This is a genomic window from Streptococcus sp. KCJ4932 (assembly GCF_004352745.1).
GTDB lineage: Bacteria > Bacillota > Bacilli > Lactobacillales > Streptococcaceae > Streptococcus > Streptococcus ruminicola.
Genome location: NZ_SJWW01000006.1, coordinates 32,325 through 50,599, shown reverse-complemented (window position 1 = coordinate 50,599; position 18,275 = coordinate 32,325). Strand labels below are relative to the sequence as shown.

The following is an 18,275-nucleotide window of genomic DNA, read 5'->3' as shown; positions in this document are numbered from 1 at the left end:
TCATTATTTTAGTGAGCAACAAGGTGTTGGGCAATTTCTTGACCAGATTCTTTAGCTGGGAAGTAAGTTGGCCAATGTTCCATTTCTTTTAGAATTTCATCTTGGCTACTGTTACCCCAGAAGAGATGGAAGTGTTCAACGTCTGTTGATGTGATATTATGGTCGCTGAATTGAATGTATTTGAATTCGCCAGCATCTTTGTCATCTGTTTCAAACAAATAACGAACACCACGGTTACCTTTCTTGTATTTCAAAATTTTGTGACCAACGTATTTGTAAGTGTAGGTATGTTTTTCACCATTTTGAACAAAAGTAACTTTGTTTTTCTTACCATCAATGATGATTTGTTCAACGTCCGTTTGGTAACCTTTTGTGTAATAGTCTTTTACTTCTTGAGCAGTTTGTTCACCTTTTGAAGCTTTGGCTTTATAATCCCAGACAGGATCAAGTGTACCATCAAGAAGGTATGGGTAAGCAGATTGCCATTTTCCTGTCCAATCACTTAATTTACGATCAGTAACGTCTTTATCTTTGAAATAGCCGTGCTGAACAGTTTTGGTGTCATCTGTTTCAGCTTTGATTTCTTTACCTTTGACGTCAGTTGTCAATTTCAAAGCTTTCAGATTTTCTTTCATGACTGAGAAGTAATCTTCGCCAGCTTTGATTTGTTTGTTAGTTAAGCTTTCTAGCGGATTTAAAACTTTTGTTTTTACACCAGCTTCATCTGCTAGCGTTGCAGCAACTTTACTTGACGCATTCTCTTCAAAGTAAATGTATTTGATATCGTATTTTTTAACGTATTTTGTAAGACTTGCAATACGTTTTGCTGAAGGTTCTACTTCTGGTGAAATTCCAGCAATCGAGATTTGATTCAAACCATAATCAAGTGCTAAATAACCAAAAGCAGCATGCTGAGTGACGAAGCTTTTTTGTTTAGCATTTGAAAGTCCATCTGTGTAGGCTTTATCTAAGTCATTGAGTTTTTTAATGTAAGCTGCACTGTTAGCTTTAAAAGTATCAGCTTTATCAGGGTATTTAGCAACAAAAGCATCACGGATATTTTCAACCAAAGTAACCGCGCGTTTTGGTGAGAGCCAGACATGTGGGTCATATTCATGACTATGTCCTTCATGCTCGTCATGGTCTTCGCCTTCTTCTTCAGCTGTACCAGCCATGAGAAGCATATCTCCACTTGCTCGAACGATAGTTAGGTTATCAGAATCAATTGATTTTTTGACTTTCTTAACCCATGTTTCCATGCTATCATCCATGTAGACAAACATATCAGCATCTGAAATCGTAGCTACATTTTTAGTAGATGGTTCAAAATCATGTGGTTCAGTCCCTGCTTTAATCAGCATTGATACATCAGCTGTATCACCAGAAACAGCCTTGGTAAATTCGTAGACAGGATAAAAAGTTGTTACCACTTTAATCTTGTCATCTGCTGCAACATGCTTAATGTGGCTAACTTGCCAAGCAAGCAAAAGTGCAAGTACATTTATCAACAAAAGAAATTTCTTCTTCATGATGGCTCCTTTTCTTAACTAGTTAATAGTTTACCAGTAAAGTATATCCAAACTTTCAACTTTTTGCAAGCTTTTTTTGTAAATTTTTTCGCTTTCATACAAAAAATCCTCTGAAAAATATTCAGAGGATTCATTATTAGTCGCTTACTGAGAAGCGGTTTGTCATGAGGTTACTTGCATCAAAGAGGATTTTATTCAATAGTTTTTGTGTTTCTTCTTGGATGTAATCACTCATAGCTTGGTTTTCAGCATCAAAATCAACGCTTTCGCCATTAGCTAAAGCTTCGTCAACACGTTTGATACGCGCATGTCCTGCTGCCATTGTTTTTTCCACGTAAGCTTCAATATCACCTTCGTGTTGGTGGAAGTGTGGGTCAGCAATCGCCGCAATCAAACGATTTACCCAGTAGAATGAATCTGTTGAGGCATTTTCGCCAGTATTTGCAAAATAAGCTGGTGTAGTTGAAATTTGAGTAAAGAATGGCACCATTGTTCCAAATGGCATTGAACCGTATGCCAACCATTGGATACCTGTTGTATCGTGTGGTTGGTCAGGTCGTAATTGAAGAATAGCTGTTTGACTTGTGCGGTTGATACCAATTGTACGGAATGTACGTTGTGTCACAGCATTTCCTTCTGGACCATATGGGTCAAATTCAGTGTCTTGATAGTGGTTGCTCAAGACGTATTTGACATCTTCGATAGTGACTTTACGATAAGGTTTTTGAGCCCAAGGAATAAAGAAACTACGTGGATCTTGCTCGATTTCTGGATTCAAGAAACGTTGCATTGCCCAAGCACGTGGTGTGTTGTAGTGGCGGTCCTTATCACGTTGGCTACCAAAAGCATAGCGTGGATTGAAGTGTTCATTTGAGTATGTCAAATCCAAGTTATTATCTTCGATGAATTCACGCAAGTCACTTGAGTACATGTAATCATCAGGATTGTTAAATTCAAAATGGTCAATACCAAGTTGGTTTGGATTTGTGACATAACAATCATCTGGCACACGACGAGCAATCCAGTGGTGTCCACCGACAGTTTCTAACCACCAAATTTCATCAACGTCTGAAATAGCCACACCATTTGATTCGTATGTTCCGTATTCTTCTAAGATCGCACCGAGGCGTTCTACCCCTTCACGCGCTGTGCGGACATATGGAAGCACCAATGTTAGCATATCTTCTTCACCAATACCAGATTCAACAAGCGGGTCAGCACCCAAGACACGCGCATTTGTCGTGATGGTTTCTGTCTCACTCATGGCAACATTTGCTTCGTTGATACCAGCTTCTCCCCAGATACCATCTTTACGCAAAGCATCTGGCACTGATGTGTAACGCATTGGGTTGTCTGGCAGGTCAATCTCAAATGAAGACAGAACTGATTTGTAATGACGTGGTTGGTCTTCTGGGTTAACCACGATAAATTGTTTCGGTGTGAAATCACCACTTTGTGAATCTTCAGTTCGAGCAATGATGGTTGAACCATCATATGACGCTTTTTTACCGACAAGAATTGTAGTACAACTCATAGTAAACTCTCCTCTTTCTTATAATTCATTTGCAATTTTATTGATTTTACGCAATCGATGATTAACACCGCTCTTGGTCAAGGTTCCTTCCAAGTGGTCTGCGATTTGCTGAATCGAGTAATCAGGATTTTCTACACGAATCTTAGCCACTTGTTGCAATTCAATTGGTAAGGTCTCAAGTCCAACGGTATCCATAATTTTAATGATATTATTGATAGTCTTCATGCTGGCTGTCACGGTTTTTGCAATGTTAGCTGTTTCCGCATTATTGGCACGGTTGACGTCATTGCGCGTCTCACGCATAATCTTAACTTCTTCAAAGCTTTCTTTACATTCCATCGCTCCGATGACAATCAAGAAATCCATGATATCTTCAGCCTTTTGCAAATAGGTCACTGCTCCATTTTTATGTTCAATAACCTTGGCATCAAGGATAAATTTTCGCATCAAGTTTGCCAAATCTTCAGCGTGATCTTGGTAAACTGAAAAGATTTCCAGTTGATATTTTCCTGATTCTGGATCACGAATGGTTCCAGTCGCCAAGAAAGCACCACGCAGATAAGCTCGTCCCTTATCATCATCTTCTAGGATACTTGGGGTAATTCCCATTTCAATCCCAAAGAAAGAATCAGCCAGCTGCAAATCTGTTAAAATCTCTCTGACATTTGTCGCCACAAAAACATTGTAGACACGATTTTTTCGTAAATTAGTCTTTTGATGATACTTGATTTCAGGCTGGACGTGGTAAATCGTTTCAATCAGTTCATAGATATGACGGGCTACCTTGGCATTTTCTGTTGTGATTGATAAGGTCAGTCCAGCACCTGTTAAACCAAGGCTTCCTGACATTTTGATAATAGCTGATAGTTCACTCTTATCAAATCGCGACAAATTCAACAATTCTTCTTTAACTTTTACTGTAAAACTCATCGCTTCTTCATCCTCACAAGGTTCATTAATTCTTCAACGACATAGTCGCCATTGTGAAAAGCTCCGCCATTTTCCAAACGAAGAAAATCAGATGAAATCACTCGTTTGACTTGCTTACGAAGTCCTGCAAAATCATGCTCAACTTGAACCAAATACTCATCAAATTTATTGTGGTCCATGTAATCTTGCGGCACTTTTTCAATATTGACGAGAACCGTATCAATAACATCTTTACCAAGATGACGATTGAGCACTTCGACGTGGTCAGCATCAGTGAAATGTTCGGTTTCACCATATTGCGTCATGATGTTACAAACATAAGCAACCTCAGCTTTGGTATCAATAAGTGCCTGCTTGATTTCAGGAATAACCAAGTTTGGCAAAATTGATGTAAATAAAGAACCAGGTCCAAGAACAATCATGTCACTATCCATGATTGCATCAACTACTTTGCGACTGGCAGTTGGTTCATCGTCATTGTAAGTATTGGTCACATAAACATGGTCAATCATTCCTTGATAACCAGCGATATGACTCTCACCAGCGACTTCATAACCATCTTTAAAAACAGCATGCAAGGTTAATGGATTTTCACTTGCTGGGTAAATTTTCCCAGTAACGTGAAAAAATTTTGTCAAAATCTGCATAGCGCTGTAAGTAGAGCCTTCCATTTCAGCGATTCCTGAAATAATAAGGTTTCCAAGAGGGTGGCCAGCAAGCGGACCATCTCCTTCAGCAAAGCGATATTGAAAGACTTTTTCGTAAAACTTAGGCATATCACTCATAGCCACGAGGACATTCCTAAGGTCTCCTGGTGGTGTCAATTGCATGACCGAACGCAAAGCTCCAGAACTACCGCCATCATCAGCGACCGTTACGATGGCTGTAATATCGACCTCTTCGTGCCTTAAACTATTTAAAATAACGGGAATCCCTGTTCCTCCACCGATAACGGTAATTTTAGGTTTTCTCATGAACGGTTCACTGTCTCCTTGCGACGATTTTTATCGCGGTGGGTTTCATTAACCACCCAATCCGCTTTTAACTCTTCAGCTAAGCGATGAGCAAAGGCAACACTTCGGTGTTGACCACCTGTACACCCAATAGCAATGGTCAATACAGATTTTCCTTCTTTTTTGTATCCTGGCAAAATAGGTTTAATGAGACCAATCAAATGTTGGTAGAAATCTTCTGATTCCTCATGATTCATGACATAATCATAAACATCTTTTTCAAGACCTGTTTGATTGCGAAGCTCTGGTTTGTAGTATGGATTTGGCAAGAAACGTACGTCAAATACCAAGTCTGCATCGAGTGGCAAGCCATATTTGAAACCAAAACTCATGACTTCAATACGAAATGAAGCTTGATTTTCATCACTTGAAAATTGTTCAGAAATTGTCTTACGCAATTGACGAGGGGTTAATTCTGTTGTATCAACCACATTTTGGCTCAAGTTTTTCAAAGGTGCAAGCAACTCACGTTCTAACTTGATTCCATCTAAAATACGTCCATCAGCTGCCAATGGGTGACTGCGACGTGTTTCTTTATAACGAGCTACCAGTTCGCCATCTGTTGCATCCAAGAAAAGAATCTTGAAGTCAATTTTTGGATTTGAATCAATTTTATCTAGAACAGAAGTAATTTCGTTGAAGAAAAGACGACTACGCATGTCCACCACAAGAGCAACACGATTATTGTCACTTGTTTTTTCAACTAATTCAATAAATTTTGGCACCAAAGTCGGTGGCATGTTATCGATGGTAAAATACCCTAAATCTTCAAAGGATTGAATGGCAACTGTCTTACCAGCACCGCTCATCCCAGTTACAATAACTAAGTTAATCTCTTTATCAGACATTTTCTTCGCTCCTTCTCATTTTTTCAATTTGCCCCACTAAACGTGCCTGTTCTTCCTGCATACTCACTAGTTGTTTTGTCAAAGAAGCTAACATTTCCGTTTGTAATTTCTGAATTTCTAGTAAATCCGACTGATCTTGCTGAACTAAGTGATCCAATTTTGTATGTAACAATCGAATGCCTTCTTCTGATACCTTGTTAACATTGTAATCATTCTTAGCTTGCAGGCGATCATAGTCAGAAGCACGATTCTGGCTCATCATAATCAAAGGGGCTTGAATCGCTGCTAGCGTTGACAAGGCGAGATTTAACAAAATAAATGGATATTTATCAAATACAATGCCAAAAGGCTTCAAAACATTCAAAGCCATCCAAGCTCCCATAAAGCAGATGAAGGTAATAATAAAGGTCCAAGATCCACCAAAACGAGCCACATCATCCGCAATTTTTTGTCCAAATGTGATCTTTCTGTCCAATTGGTCTTGGACATCTAAAGCTGTATAACCTTGGTGCTTAGTCGCGTCGTAGACAGCTTCACGGACGTAGTCATTTTTACGATTAGCTTTATCGATAATCTCCTCTAAAAAAAGAAGACGGTAATAAGTCAGATTCTTATGGCTAATAAAGGCACCACTAGCAATATCAGGATGCTGCTTTTTGATAATCTCTTGTAATCTAATATCCAGAGAATCGATGATAACTCCCTCTTCAATTGGATAATCGCGATGATCAATGCTATCTTGCATTAGCTGTTTTTGACTCATAAGATCCTTCTTTCTGTCTGTTCCATTATACCAGAAATAAAACAAAAAAGCTGACTTCTCAGCTCTTTTCTGCTAATCTTCTCGGTCGATGATGACACCCATAACGGTAAGGTGTCCGTTACTAACCAAGGTCAAAACCAAGCGGGCTAGTTCTTTTGCAGGCATTGAAAAATTTGACTTAATCCACCAAAGTAAAGTCCCTGAAAAAATACTGGTCAGATAGGCCACGATAAATTCTGTTGGCACTTGCTCGCCAGATTCAGTGACATTTAGTTTTGCAAGCAAATGGTCGTATTTTTCATGTACCAAACTTCCAAATTCTTCTTGCATAACTTCCTGAGAGATGCTTTTTAGAACAATTTTAGCAATCGCAGCATTTTTTTCCAATCCATGATAAAACTCCGTTAAAAGTTTCTCAGCTCGCTTAACTTTTACACGTTCACCGTTTGTAATCTGTGCTGCATCAATCATGTCAGACATTTGCTCTAGAACTTGTTGTTGAATACCTTTTTGAAGGTCATCTTTATCAGCATAGTGCGCATAAAAAGTGGCACGATTAATCATGGCCTCATCAGCAATATCTTGCACTGTAATTTTCTCATAAGGTTTCTCGCTGAGAAGTTTGGCAAAGGCATCAAAAATCAATTTTTCTGTTCTCAAATAACGAATATCAGTAAGTTTCATGAGCTATTCCTCCGAGATAAACAACAGATTGTCGGGAATGTGTTGCTTAAACAACACAAGTTAAAAAATTAGCGATTGCAATTGACAATGAGTGTTTTATAATACTATTATAACAAACACTCTGTTGAATAAGCAACATTCTGTTGTGACATTAACAGCGTGTGAGATAAGTAAGAAAGGATTGAAATAGTGTTAAAGAACTGTCGACGTAACTACATTATTCGTTGCTAGATAATGAGTCATTTTTAGGAATGATATTTATCTACTACCTTCTAACACTTTTAGGTTTTTTATTAATGTATAAAGCAGGTATAGATGTCGGATCGACCACTGTTAAAGTTGTCATTTTCGACGATAATTATCAGTTACTATTTTCACGTTATGAGCGTCACTTTTCAGACGTCAAAACAGCAACTATCAAGGTTTTAAATGAAGCTATTTCTGAAATTGGCGACCAAACTGTCAGTATTGCCATTACTGGTTCTGGGGGTATGGGCTTAGCTGATGTGGCTGAAATTCCTTTCGTCCAAGAAGTTATTGCTGCGACTACTACCGTTGAAAAATTCATTCCACAAACTGATGTGGTAATCGAACTTGGTGGTGAAGATGCCAAAATGACCTTCTTTGGTGATACTCTTGAACAACGCATGAACGGAACATGTGCCGGCGGTACAGGAGCTTTCATCGACCAAATGGCTGGACTTTTAAAAACAGATGCCAACGGGGTCAATGAACTTGCCAAAGGTTACGAAACCATTTACCCAATTGCCAGTCGTTGTGGGGTATTTGCTAAAACTGACGTCCAACCCTTAATTAATGAAGGGGCCAGAAAAGAAGACATTGCAGCTTCGATTTTCCAAGCTGTTGTCAATCAAACCATTGCTGGATTAGCTTCTGGGCGTAAAATCACTGGAAACATCGCCTTTCTTGGTGGACCGCTCTTTTTTATGAGTGAACTTCGTAAGCGTTTCATCGAAACCCTTGATATCAAACCAGAACATGTGATTTTCCCTGAAAATCCGCAACTTTTCGTTGCCATGGGAGCTGCTCTTGATGAGAACCAAACCCAAATCAACTTATCTGGAATCATTCATAATTTAGAAAATAATACTTCAAAATCCCTAGTTCCTAAAAATACTCTTGATGTTCTTTTCAAAGATCAAGCTGAACTGGATGCTTGGCGCGCCCGTCACGATGAAGCTAGCGTTGAATACAAAGACATTACCACTGCTTCTGGGCCTCTTTTCCTTGGTATCGATGCAGGATCAACCACTTCAAAAGTTGTCCTCACAGATCCTAAAGGAGCTATTTTATTCCAACACTACGGCAATAACCAAGGGCAACCTCTTGAAAATGTCATTGCCATCCTAAAAGAACTTTACCACCAATTGCCAGAAGATGCTTTCATTGCTCGTTCTTGCGTGACTGGATATGGTGAAAATTTGATTAAAGCTGCTCTTCACGTTGACTACGGTGAAGTTGAAACCGTTGCTCACTTTAAAGCAGCTAACTACTTCAACCCAGGAGTTGATTTTATCCTTGATATTGGTGGTCAAGATATGAAAGCCATGAGTGTTCGCGATGGCGCTTTATCGAGTATCCAACTAAACGAAGCTTGCTCTTCAGGTTGCGGCTCATTTATTGAAACCTTTGCCAAATCTCTTAAATACGATGTCAAAGATTTTGCCAAAGTCGCTCTTCTTGCTAAGCACCCCGTTGACCTCGGCTCACGCTGCACAGTCTTTATGAACTCTAAGGTAAAACAAGTTCAAAAAGAAGGGGCTACGGTTGCTGATATTTCAGCAGGACTTTCATACTCTGTCATCAAAAACGCCCTTTACAAAGTTATCAAATTAAAACGTCCCGAAGATTTGGGTGAGAAAATCGTCGTTCAAGGTGGAACTTTCTACAATGAAGCTGTTCTTCGTGCCTTTGAACTCGTCAGCGAACGCGAAGTCGTTCGACCAAGCATTGCTGGACTTATGGGAGCTTATGGCTGCGCTATTATCGCTAAAGAAAAATACGAAGATGAACTAGCCAACCAAGAAGCTACTCTTGAAGTCAGCGTGGTACAGTAAAGGAGGGATTGCATGACTGAAACATCACTTACAGCCAATCGCACTAAGTCAAGTTTGATGGGGCTTGAAGAACTCGATCAATTTACTACTCAAAAAGAATTCACTCGTTGCGGCATGTGTGAAAACAACTGTGCACTGACTGTTACCATCTTCAACGACGGCTCAAAATTCGTTACTGGTAACCGCTGCGAACGCGGTGCTGAAAAAGTAACTAAAATCAAATTCGACCGCAGCAACCAAAAAGAAAATCTGGTTGATTACAAATATAAAAAACTCTTTAAATTTAAAGCACTCTCAAAACGTGACGCTGTCCACGGTGTCGTTGGAGTTCCACGTGTGCTCAACATGTACGAAAATTACCCACTTTGGCACACGGTCCTTACTGACTTGAAGTTTCGTGTTCAAATCTCACCAAAATCAGACAAACGTTTATTTGAAAAGGGAATCGAAACCATCCCAAGTGATACGGTTTGTTACCCTGCCAAAATGGTGCACGGTCACATTCAAAGTTTAATCGACCGCAAAGTGGACGCCATTTTCTACCCTAGTGTCATTTACGAACAAATTGAAAATAGCAAAGCACCTAACCACTACAACTGCCCAATCGTCCAAAGTTATCCAGAAGTCATCGAAAAAAACATGGACCCTATCCGCAATGGTGAGGTCAAATACTTCCATCCATTTGTTAACTTGGCCGACCATGAATCTGTTGTCAAATCACTTGTCAAAAGCTTTGCTGATTATGATGACATTACAGAGGCTGATATTCGCGAAGCCGTTGAACATGGTTACCAAGTCTTAGCTGACTTCAAGAAAGATTTGCAAGACAAGGCAGATGAGCTCCTTAGCAAGCTAGCCCTCAACAATGAAAAAGCGATTGTGCTTTCTGGTCGTCCATATCACCTTGACCCTGAAATCAACCACGGGATTGCTAACATCATCACCCAAGAAGGTTTCCACGTTTTAACAGAAGATATGGTAGCTGGACTTGAAGAAGTTTCAGGTTTGCGCGTGGTTAACCAATGGGTTTATCACTCACGACTTTATGCTGCTGCTAAAGTCGTTTCTAAAAATCCTAACCTTGAATTAGTCCAATTAAACAGCTTTGGTTGCGGACTTGATGCTGTCACAACTGACCAAGTCGAGGAAATCATGCGAGCTCACAACAAACTTTACACTGTGCTAAAAATCGATGAAGGAAGCAACCTCGGTGCCATCCGCATTCGTCTTCGTTCTCTTAAAGCTGCTGTTGAAGAACGTGACAAGAAAGCTAAAAAAGCTAATCTCAGTCACATTTTCAACCAAGCTCCACAATTTACCAGCCAAGCTGTTGAAGAAAGTAAAGAACCTATCTTTACAAAAGATATGAAGAAGAAACACACCCTTCTCATGCCAATGCTTTCACCAATTCACCAAAATGGTTTGATTGAAGAAGCCTTCAAACAAGCTGGCTACAACGTTGTGATTCTCCCAGCTATGGACAGAAAGGCTGTTGATGTCGGTCTAAAATTTGTCCATAACGATGCTTGCTACCCTGCTATCATCACTATCGGACAATTACTTGAAGCACTTCAAAGTGGTAAATACGACCTCAACAATACCAGCGTCATGATGACTCAAACTGGTGGAGGTTGCCGTGCAACCAACTACATTCCGCTCTTGCGAAAAGCCTTAAAAGATGCTGGCTATCCTCAAATTCCTGTGGTTTCTGTCTCTATGGGAAATCAAGGTACCGAAGAAACACCTGGTTGGAACTTAACCTTACCATTTGTCAAACGTCTGCTTATCAGCGTGCTCTATGGTGACCTTTTTGAACGAGTGCTTTACCGCGTTCGTCCTTATGAAGCTGTTCCTGGTTCTGCCAATGCCTTATACAAGAAATGGCTTGAAGTCGCTCGTAAGAATGTCAAATCAGGCTCTTACTTCGAATTCAACCACAACATGAAACGCATTATCAAAGACTTTGATAACCTTGAAACTATCAACTTCGGTCAAAAACCACGTGTTGGTGTAGTCGGAGAAATCCTTGTCAAATACGCTCCAACAGCCAACAACGACATTGTCGCTATCATTGAAAACGAAGGTGGCGAAGCCGTTGTTCCAGACTTGATTGGCTTTATGAACTACTCACTCTTCAACCAAATTTGGAAAGCTGACGAGCTCAACATGAGCCAAAAATCAAAACGCCTAGCAAAACTTGGTATCGATGCCATCAACCTTCTTGAAAAACCAATGAACAAAGCTCTTGAAAAATCTAAGCGTTTCGATGGAATCGAGTCAATCTATGACATCGCTAAAGGTGCTGAAAAAGTCGTTTCAATCGGTAACCACACTGGTGAAGGTTGGTTCTTGACTGGTGAAATGATTGAATTACTAAATAACGGTGTTAAAAATATCGTTTGTCTTCAACCATTTGGTTGCCTTCCAAACCACATCGTCGGAAAAGGGATGTTAAAAGAACTCCGCCGACAATTCAAAGGTGCCAATATCTCACCAATCGATTACGACCCAGGTTCATCAGAAGTTAACCAATTGAACCGTATTCGTTTGATGATGACAACCGCCAAAAAAATGCAAAAAGCAAATTAATCAATTTAACACAATAGAAAAAAGTTCGCCGAGAGAGTAGCGAACTTTTTTCGTGTCAAATAATATTAAGAGAACATCTAGTCGAGATAAGCGATGACTTCAATTTCTACCTTGACGTCTTTTGGCAAACGAGCAACTTCAACAGCAGAGCGCGCTGGGAAATCAGCTTTAAAAGCCGTAGCATAAACTTCATTAAATGGAACAAAGTCATCCATGTCGCTTAAGAAACATGTCGTTTTAACCACATGGTCAAAATCAGTACCTGCTTCTGCTAAAATCGCAGAAATATTTTTAAGGACTTGTTTGGTTTGTTCTTGAATGCTTGTCCCAATAACTTCACCAGTTTCAGGTGACAAAGGAACTTGACCTGAAGCAAAAAGGAAGTTACCAACAACTTTTCCTTGAACGTAAGGACCAATTGCTGCTGGCGCTTTGTCCGTGTGAATTGTTTTCGCCATAAATTTTCACCTTCTCTCAAATAGATTAGGATTATTATAACAAAATATTCTGAAAATTGAAACATATTAATAAATAAAAATGCATTTATTTTCAAATATTTACAAAAAGGCGATTTGTTTATATAATAGAAGGCGTGCATAATCAAAAGTACTACTTTTGGACTGGTTCGAAAACTCCCAGAATAAAAAACTAGCTATCTACAAATTGAGACCTGCTCTTTGTTGAGCGTCTTTTTTGAGTGGCTTTGTTTTTTAGAAAACAAGGTCATTTTTTATTTTCTATAATTATTTTTAAGAAAGGAGGAAAGGATGACTAAGCAAAAAATTATTATCGATTGTGATCCTGGTATCGACGATACACTTGCACTACTTTATGCCCTTAAACATCCAAATTTAGAAGTCGTTGCAATCACCATCGTCGCTGGAAATTGTCCAACAGATCTCGGAGTAAAAAATACTTTTACAAGCCTAGAGCTGCTTGATCGACTAGATGTTCCTGTCTACCAAGGAGCTAGTACACCGCTAATACGAGATTACGTTTCTGCCCAAGATACTCATGGTATGGACGGGCTTGGCGAAAATAATTTCCAACTCAAACACACTCCTCATATTCAAGATAAGTCAGCAGAGCAATTTTTAGCCGATTACTTTAAAACCCCTACAGATACTTCTATCATTGCCCTAGGTCCGTTAACCAATATCGCAAAAGCTCTTGAACTAAATCCTAAGCTCGGCGAAAACTGTCACCGTTTTGTCAGCATGGGAGGAAATTTCAAATCACACGGCAATTGTTCACCTGTTGCTGAATACAACTACTGGTGTGACCCTCATGCGGCACAAATCACTTTTGAACGTTTAGGTCGCAAAGTCGAAATGGTTGGACTCGATGTCACTCGCCATATTGTCTTAACACCAAACCATTTAGAATATATGAGTCGTATAAACGCTGAAATGACAGCATTCATCACCAAAATTACCCGTTTTTATTTTGATTTCCACTGGCAATACGAACATATCATTGGCTGTGTGATTAATGACCCTCTTGCATTGGCATATTTTGTCAACAGCGAGGTCTGCTCAGGATTTGACGCTTACACTGATGTTGTTACTGACGGCATCGCTATTGGGCAAACTGTCGTCGATCAATACGATTTTTACCACAAACCTAAGAACAGTACTATTTTGACTCAGGTTAACCCAAGCCTATTCTGGGAAGATTTTCTAACCGTACTTTTAGATGCACAAAAAGACATCATTCAAGATGATCTCAAAAATCTAAAGTTAGAAAGTTAAATTATGAAAAATTCATCAATTCGTATCATTTCTTTTATGGCAATTGCCATTGCAATTAACTATATTGGCGCAAATATCGCTTTATTCTTACGTCTGCCAATTTACCTTGATATGATTGGAACATTGTTAGTCGCTGTGGTCTTTGGACCATGGCTTGGTGCTGGTGCTGCTATTGTCAGCGCATTAATCAGCTGGATGACGACTGATATCTTTGCTATTTACTTTGCACCTGTAGCTATCGTAGCTGCTTTTATTACAGGTTTCTTAGTTAAAGAAACAAGCAAATCAAAAGACTTAGTCTGGAAAAGCTTACTTGTCTCACTTCCTGGAACAGTTGTTTCATCAAGTATCACAGTCATTCTTTTCCATGGTATCACTTCAAGTGGTTCTGGTATCTTGGCACAAATTCTTCACGGCTTAGGCATTGACATGACAGCGAGCTTAGTCTTGGTTCAAGCCATTACTGATTACGCTGACCGTCTTATTAGCCTTGCTTTGGTGCTTGCTATCATCAAATCACTCAAAACTTTTGCGCCAAACCTTATGACTGCTAAAAACTAAAACAAAAATCCCAACCAATTAGGCTGGGATTTTAACTTATGTCAAGGTCTGGCAAGTAATCGAAGCAATTGCCTCATGCTTCCCTAAATCTGAAAAGTGTTCCTGCAAAGCTCTGATAAAAAACGTTTTACTAAAGAAAGTATCTCTTGCTAAGCTTTTAAAGCTATCTGAAAGAGTTTCTTGCCAGATTTGTAAATCATGCTCAACTAAACCTACTTGTCGTTTAATCTGTTCTAGAAGCGGGTGAGACACCCTTTTTAGGTCTAGTGCAATACAAAATGTCTTATCAAAAAAGGTAATTTTCGCGATATAAGTTATCATGTTAATCACCTCTCATGAGAGATTTTAGCAAACATTTCTTAAATAAACTTAAAAAGCCTGAACACAAAAGTTCAGGCTTTAATAATATTTATTAAGGTTTAATACCACTCCTTAGTCAAATCTCGCCTCACTTCGCTCCGCTGATTTGACACGCTAAGCCCTATTGGAACTTAGCTAAAGGACTGACTAACTGACTAGCTTTCTAAGGTTTAATGCGGTGTAGCATACGTGGGAATGGAATAGCTTCACGAATGTGTTTAGTTCCAGCTACGAATGTTACCATACGTTCGATACCAATACCGAATCCAGCGTGTGGCACTGAACCGTATTTACGAAGGTCAAGGTAGAATTCATATTCTGATTTATCCATACCAAGAGCATCCATTTTAGCAACAAGTGTATCGTAGTCATCTTCACGAACTGAACCACCGATGATTTCTCCGTATCCTTCTGGTGCAAGAAGGTCAGCACACAAGACGCGTTCTGGGTTACCAGGAACTGGTTTCATATAGAAGGCTTTGAAGCTTGCTGGGTAGTTGATAACAAATGTTGGCACACCAAAGTAGTTTGAAATCCAAGTTTCGTGTGGTGAACCAAAGTCATCTCCGTGTTCTAGGTGTTCATAATCAGCATCTTCATCGTTTTCGTGTTCTTGAAGAAGATCGATAGCATCATCGTAAGAAACACGTTTGAATGGTTCTGCAATGTATTTTTTAAGCAAATCAACATCACGTTCCAAGATTTCAAGAGCTTGTGGAGCACGGTCAAGAACACCTTGGATAAGTGCTTTAACATAAGCTTCTTGAAGATCAAGAGATTCTTCGTGTGATAGGAATGAATATTCAGCATCCATCATCCAGAACTCAGTCAAGTGACGACGAGTTTTTGATTTTTCAGCACGGAATACAGGACCAAAGTCAAAGACACGACCAAGTGCCATAGCACCAGCTTCAAGGTACAATTGACCTGATTGGCTCAAGTAAGCAGGTGTACCAAAGTAGTCAGTTTCAAACAATTCTGTTGAATCTTCAGCAGCGTTTCCTGACAAGATTGGGCTATCAAATTTGATGAAACCATTTTTATCAAAGAAATCATATGTAGCGTAGATGATAGCGTTACGGATTTGCATGATAGCCATTTGTTTACGTGAACGCAACCACAAGTGACGGTGATCCATCAAGAAATCAGTACCGTGTTCTTTTGGAGTGATTGGGTAATCTTCTGAATGACCAACGATTTTAAGGTCAGTCACATCAAGTTCGTAACCAAATTTTGAACGTGAATCTTCTTTAACGATACCAGTGATAAGGATAGAAGTTTCTTGGCTAAGGTGTTTAATTGTATTGAATTTTTCAGTTCCTTCTTCTTCACCGTATTTTTCGATAAAGTTTGGTTTGAAAGCAACTGCTTGGAAGAATGCTGTCCCATCACGAAGTTGTAAGAAAGCAATTTTTCCTTTTCCTGATTTGTTAGCTACCCAAGCCCCAATTGTGACTTCTTCACCAACATGATCTTTAACATCAATAATTGATACGTAATCTTTAGACATAATTCCTCTTTTCAAATATTACTCTGACACTTTTGTCAGTTTAATCTTATTAATTTTAGTTTTAGAGCTACTGATAGTTACGCGGTAAGTCAATTCTTTTTTACCGCCTTCCCAATCTTGGCAATAGGTTAAATGAAATTGCGTCTGACCAGCTTTTTTGACTTTTCCGGTCACACGACTGTAGCCACCAGACCCGACTCGATTGTCTTTACTAGGATAAGCTTGATAAACAATATCATCTAAGGTGCAATTTTCCTTATCCACATCACTGGCAGTCCAACAATAACCAGTCGTGCTGTTGCTAGCCAGATCAATCTCAAAACGCATGCCCTTGGAAGTAACCGAGTAATCCCCCAGTTTGGTTAATTCTGGGGAAGTTGGTTTAAAATGAATGCCAAGTCCAACTGCAACAATTCCTGAAAAAGCAACTAATGCAATAATAAGTTTTCGTTTTTTGGACATCTTATTTTTCCATGAATGCTTTCAAACGTCTTACAGCTTCTTTCAAAGTATCCATATCAGTCGCATAGCTCAAACGAACATTCTCAGGAGCACCGAAACCAGCACCAGTAACAAGAGCTACTTCTGCCTCTTCAAGAATAGCTGTTGTAAAAGCAGTCACATCAGTGAAGCCTTTCATTTCCATCGCTTTTTTCACGTTAGGGAAAAGATAGAAAGCACCTTGAGGTTTAATCACTTCAAAACCAGGAACTTCGCAAAGCAATGGATAAATGGTATTAAGACGTTCTTCGAAAGCCTTACGCATAACTTCAATAGAATCTTGTGAACCAGTAAATGCTTCAATTGCTGCGTATTGTGACACTGCCGTTAAGTTTGAAGTGGTTTGGCTGATAACTTTTGCCATACCTGAGATGATTTCTTCATTACCAACCGCAAAACCAACACGCCAACCAGTCATAGCATAAGTTTTTGAAGTACCATTTACAACAACTGTTTGATTTCTGATAGCTTCAGAAATTGTTGAAATTGGTGTGAATTCATTTCCATTATATACCAAACGACCATAAATATCGTCTGCCAAGATTAAGATATTGTGTTCAACAGCCCAATTACCAATTGCTTCTAATTCATCACGGCTGTAAATCATACCAGTTGGATTAGATGGTGAATTCAATAAAAGAACTTTTGTTTTATCTGTACGAGCAGCTTCAAGTTGTTCTACAGTAGCTTTGAAGTCATTTGCTTCAGTTGTCGCAACTGTTACAGGAACACCATCAACCATTTTAACTTGATCGACATAAGACACCCAACATGGTGTTGGAATAATAACCTCATCGCCTGGATTAAGAACAGTTGTAAAGAAAGTATAAAGAATGTATTTAGCACCTGTTGCAACAACCACTTGATTACGATTAACTGAGTAACCGTAGAAATTTTCCATGTAATTGTTGATTGCATCCTTCAATTCTGGAAGACCAGAAGCGACAGTGTAGAAGCTTGCTTTACCATTTTGAATAGCTTCAACTGCTGCATCTTGGATATTCTTAGGAGTTACAAAATCAGGTTCTCCCAATGTTAGTGATAAAATATCACGTCCTTGCGCTTTCAAGGCTTTGGCACGCGCACTCGCTGCTAAAGTCACACTTTCTTCCATGTTCAACACGCGATTTGATAAGTTTGTCATATGCCCTCCTTCTTCACGAGCTCACTTGTTTCAAAATTCACAAGATAATAACCATCAGTAGCTGTGACTTCCCAAATTGGGGTCTTACCATCAATTCCATAAACAACTTTTGAAATACCAGTCGCCCCATTTGCTGCAGCTACTTGCTCAGCTTGTTTACGACTAATCCCATCGTTTACAGAATAGACAAATACCTTACCATTGTCTTCACCTACAGCAACAATCTTCTGATCACCTGATGCTGTCGTTCCAAAAACACTATAGTATGTCTTAGAACCATTGTAAAGGTCAACAGAAGACGTTTGAACCAAATCAGCTTTTTCAATGGCTACTTGGGTCGCCAGTTTTTCCGCTCTTCGTTTTGGCTGAATCGCTAAATCCAAAACAGTCGCAGCAGAAAGCAAGAGAACTAATAAAATCAAGCTAAAACCAAGTAAATACTGTTTTACTGGTGTTAATTTTTTCATTTACTTCTCCCTT

The 18,275-nt window shown here is 39.3% G+C and carries 17 protein-coding genes and 1 riboswitch; of the genes, 4 read left to right on the top strand and 13 right to left on the bottom strand.

Annotated features, from left to right (window positions below):
- Positions 1-8: 8 nt before the first annotated feature.
- The 7 genes from E0E02_RS03780 to E0E02_RS03750 form a co-directional block, all read right to left on the bottom strand.
- Positions 9-1,529: a zinc ABC transporter substrate-binding protein AdcA gene (locus E0E02_RS03780; protein WP_133017881.1), complete on the bottom strand. Its 1,521-nt coding sequence runs from the start codon at positions 1,527-1,529 to the stop codon at positions 9-11.
- A 136-nt stretch (positions 1,530-1,665) separates the two neighbouring features.
- Positions 1,666-3,063 carry a C69 family dipeptidase gene (locus E0E02_RS03775; RefSeq protein WP_133017880.1) on the bottom strand — a complete coding sequence of 466 codons (1,398 nt, stop codon included), beginning with the start codon at positions 3,061-3,063 and terminating at the stop codon, positions 1,666-1,668.
- A gap of 18 nt (positions 3,064-3,081) precedes the next feature.
- Entirely contained in the window at positions 3,082-3,993 is a 912-nt protein-coding gene (gene whiA / locus E0E02_RS03770) for a DNA-binding protein WhiA (protein ID WP_133017879.1), read from the bottom strand.
- A complete protein-coding gene (locus E0E02_RS03765; RefSeq protein WP_074626449.1) occupies positions 3,990-4,967 on the bottom strand; it encodes a YvcK family protein in 978 nt (325 codons plus the stop codon). The genes whiA and E0E02_RS03765 overlap by 4 nt, the downstream gene beginning before the upstream one ends.
- Positions 4,964-5,854, bottom strand: a complete 891-nt coding sequence (gene rapZ / locus E0E02_RS03760; protein ID WP_039696569.1) for an RNase adapter RapZ — start codon at positions 5,852-5,854, stop codon at positions 4,964-4,966. The genes E0E02_RS03765 and rapZ overlap by 4 nt, the downstream gene beginning before the upstream one ends.
- Positions 5,847-6,617 (bottom strand): DUF1003 domain-containing protein, encoded by a 771-nt coding sequence (locus tag E0E02_RS03755; protein ID WP_039696568.1) that lies wholly within the window; start codon positions 6,615-6,617, stop codon positions 5,847-5,849. Before E0E02_RS03755 ends, rapZ begins: the two co-directional genes overlap by 8 nt.
- Before the next feature lie 72 nt (positions 6,618-6,689).
- Entirely contained in the window at positions 6,690-7,301 is a 612-nt protein-coding gene (locus tag E0E02_RS03750; RefSeq protein ID WP_039696567.1) for a TetR/AcrR family transcriptional regulator, read from the bottom strand.
- Positions 7,302-7,597: 296 nt separating this feature from the next.
- On the opposite strand from E0E02_RS03750, the gene E0E02_RS09555 reads away from it, so the two are divergent.
- Both E0E02_RS09555 and E0E02_RS09550 read left to right on the top strand, forming a co-directional pair.
- Positions 7,598-9,379: an acyl-CoA dehydratase activase gene (locus E0E02_RS09555; protein WP_346503581.1), complete on the top strand. Its 1,782-nt coding sequence runs from the start codon at positions 7,598-7,600 to the stop codon at positions 9,377-9,379.
- A 12-nt stretch (positions 9,380-9,391) separates the two neighbouring features.
- Positions 9,392-11,968 (top strand): acyl-CoA dehydratase activase-related protein, encoded by a 2,577-nt coding sequence (locus E0E02_RS09550; protein WP_346503559.1) that lies wholly within the window; start codon positions 9,392-9,394, stop codon positions 11,966-11,968.
- A 77-nt stretch (positions 11,969-12,045) separates the two neighbouring features.
- Here the strand turns inward: E0E02_RS09550 and E0E02_RS03740 are convergent, their stop codons facing one another.
- The gene (locus E0E02_RS03740) at positions 12,046-12,426 is read right to left on the bottom strand and encodes a RidA family protein (RefSeq protein WP_006532694.1); all 381 of its coding nucleotides are present in this window, start codon (positions 12,424-12,426) and stop codon (positions 12,046-12,048) included.
- Between the two features lie 156 nt (positions 12,427-12,582).
- Positions 12,583-12,626: riboswitch (PreQ1 riboswitch) on the top strand.
- A gap of 109 nt (positions 12,627-12,735) precedes the next feature.
- Here E0E02_RS03740 and E0E02_RS03735 point away from each other — a divergent pair.
- Together E0E02_RS03735 and E0E02_RS03730 are read left to right on the top strand one after the other, a co-directional pair.
- Positions 12,736-13,719 carry a nucleoside hydrolase gene (locus tag E0E02_RS03735; RefSeq protein ID WP_133017878.1) on the top strand — a complete coding sequence of 328 codons (984 nt, stop codon included), beginning with the start codon at positions 12,736-12,738 and terminating at the stop codon, positions 13,717-13,719.
- 3 nt (positions 13,720-13,722) lie between these two features.
- Entirely contained in the window at positions 13,723-14,280 is a 558-nt protein-coding gene (locus tag E0E02_RS03730) for an ECF transporter S component (protein WP_133017877.1), read from the top strand.
- Between the two features lie 36 nt (positions 14,281-14,316).
- On the opposite strand, the gene E0E02_RS03725 is transcribed toward E0E02_RS03730, so the two are convergent.
- The 5 genes from E0E02_RS03725 to E0E02_RS03705 form a co-directional block, all read right to left on the bottom strand.
- Positions 14,317-14,601, bottom strand: coding sequence for a hypothetical protein (locus tag E0E02_RS03725; RefSeq protein WP_074965161.1), 285 nt, complete (start codon positions 14,599-14,601; stop codon positions 14,317-14,319).
- A gap of 202 nt (positions 14,602-14,803) precedes the next feature.
- Positions 14,804-16,150, bottom strand: a complete 1,347-nt coding sequence (gene asnS, locus E0E02_RS03720) for an asparagine--tRNA ligase (protein ID WP_039696562.1) — start codon at positions 16,148-16,150, stop codon at positions 14,804-14,806.
- An 18-nt stretch (positions 16,151-16,168) separates the two neighbouring features.
- Positions 16,169-16,612: a protease inhibitor I42 family protein gene (locus E0E02_RS03715; RefSeq protein ID WP_133017876.1), complete on the bottom strand. Its 444-nt coding sequence runs from the start codon at positions 16,610-16,612 to the stop codon at positions 16,169-16,171.
- Position 16,613: 1 nt separating this feature from the next.
- Complete coding sequence (locus E0E02_RS03710; protein WP_074564087.1) at positions 16,614-17,795, bottom strand: pyridoxal phosphate-dependent aminotransferase; 1,182 nt, start codon at positions 17,793-17,795, stop codon at positions 16,614-16,616.
- Entirely contained in the window at positions 17,792-18,262 is a 471-nt protein-coding gene (locus tag E0E02_RS03705; RefSeq protein ID WP_074560656.1) for a DUF5590 domain-containing protein, read from the bottom strand. The genes E0E02_RS03710 and E0E02_RS03705 overlap by 4 nt, the downstream gene beginning before the upstream one ends.
- Between the last annotated feature and the right edge of the window lie 13 nt (positions 18,263-18,275).

What these genes read in the sequence shown, in the direction of transcription:
- E0E02_RS03755 (WP_039696568.1), bottom strand. Translation starts at nt 6,617, where the DNA reads ATGAGTCAAAAACAGCTAATGCAAGATAGCATTGATCATCGCGATTAT.
- whiA (WP_133017879.1), bottom strand. Translation starts at nt 3,993, where the DNA reads ATGAGTTTTACAGTAAAAGTTAAAGAAGAATTGTTGAATTTGTCGCGA.
- E0E02_RS03710 (WP_074564087.1), bottom strand. Translation starts at nt 17,795, where the DNA reads ATGACAAACTTATCAAATCGCGTGTTGAACATGGAAGAAAGTGTGACT.
- E0E02_RS03740 (WP_006532694.1), bottom strand. Translation starts at nt 12,426, where the DNA reads ATGGCGAAAACAATTCACACGGACAAAGCGCCAGCAGCAATTGGTCCT.
- asnS (WP_039696562.1), bottom strand. Translation starts at nt 16,150, where the DNA reads ATGTCTAAAGATTACGTATCAATTATTGATGTTAAAGATCATGTTGGT.
- E0E02_RS03725 (WP_074965161.1), bottom strand. Translation starts at nt 14,601, where the DNA reads ATGATAACTTATATCGCGAAAATTACCTTTTTTGATAAGACATTTTGT.
- E0E02_RS09550 (WP_346503559.1), top strand. Translation starts at nt 9,392, where the DNA reads ATGACTGAAACATCACTTACAGCCAATCGCACTAAGTCAAGTTTGATG.
- E0E02_RS03780 (WP_133017881.1), bottom strand. Translation starts at nt 1,529, where the DNA reads ATGAAGAAGAAATTTCTTTTGTTGATAAATGTACTTGCACTTTTGCTT.
- E0E02_RS03715 (WP_133017876.1), bottom strand. Translation starts at nt 16,612, where the DNA reads ATGTCCAAAAAACGAAAACTTATTATTGCATTAGTTGCTTTTTCAGGA.
- E0E02_RS03750 (WP_039696567.1), bottom strand. Translation starts at nt 7,301, where the DNA reads ATGAAACTTACTGATATTCGTTATTTGAGAACAGAAAAATTGATTTTT.
- E0E02_RS03735 (WP_133017878.1), top strand. Translation starts at nt 12,736, where the DNA reads ATGACTAAGCAAAAAATTATTATCGATTGTGATCCTGGTATCGACGAT.
- E0E02_RS03765 (WP_074626449.1), bottom strand. Translation starts at nt 4,967, where the DNA reads ATGAGAAAACCTAAAATTACCGTTATCGGTGGAGGAACAGGGATTCCC.
- rapZ (WP_039696569.1), bottom strand. Translation starts at nt 5,854, where the DNA reads ATGTCTGATAAAGAGATTAACTTAGTTATTGTAACTGGGATGAGCGGT.
- E0E02_RS03730 (WP_133017877.1), top strand. Translation starts at nt 13,723, where the DNA reads ATGAAAAATTCATCAATTCGTATCATTTCTTTTATGGCAATTGCCATT.
- E0E02_RS03775 (WP_133017880.1), bottom strand. Translation starts at nt 3,063, where the DNA reads ATGAGTTGTACTACAATTCTTGTCGGTAAAAAAGCGTCATATGATGGT.
- E0E02_RS03705 (WP_074560656.1), bottom strand. Translation starts at nt 18,262, where the DNA reads ATGAAAAAATTAACACCAGTAAAACAGTATTTACTTGGTTTTAGCTTG.
- E0E02_RS09555 (WP_346503581.1), top strand. Translation starts at nt 7,598, where the DNA reads ATGTATAAAGCAGGTATAGATGTCGGATCGACCACTGTTAAAGTTGTC.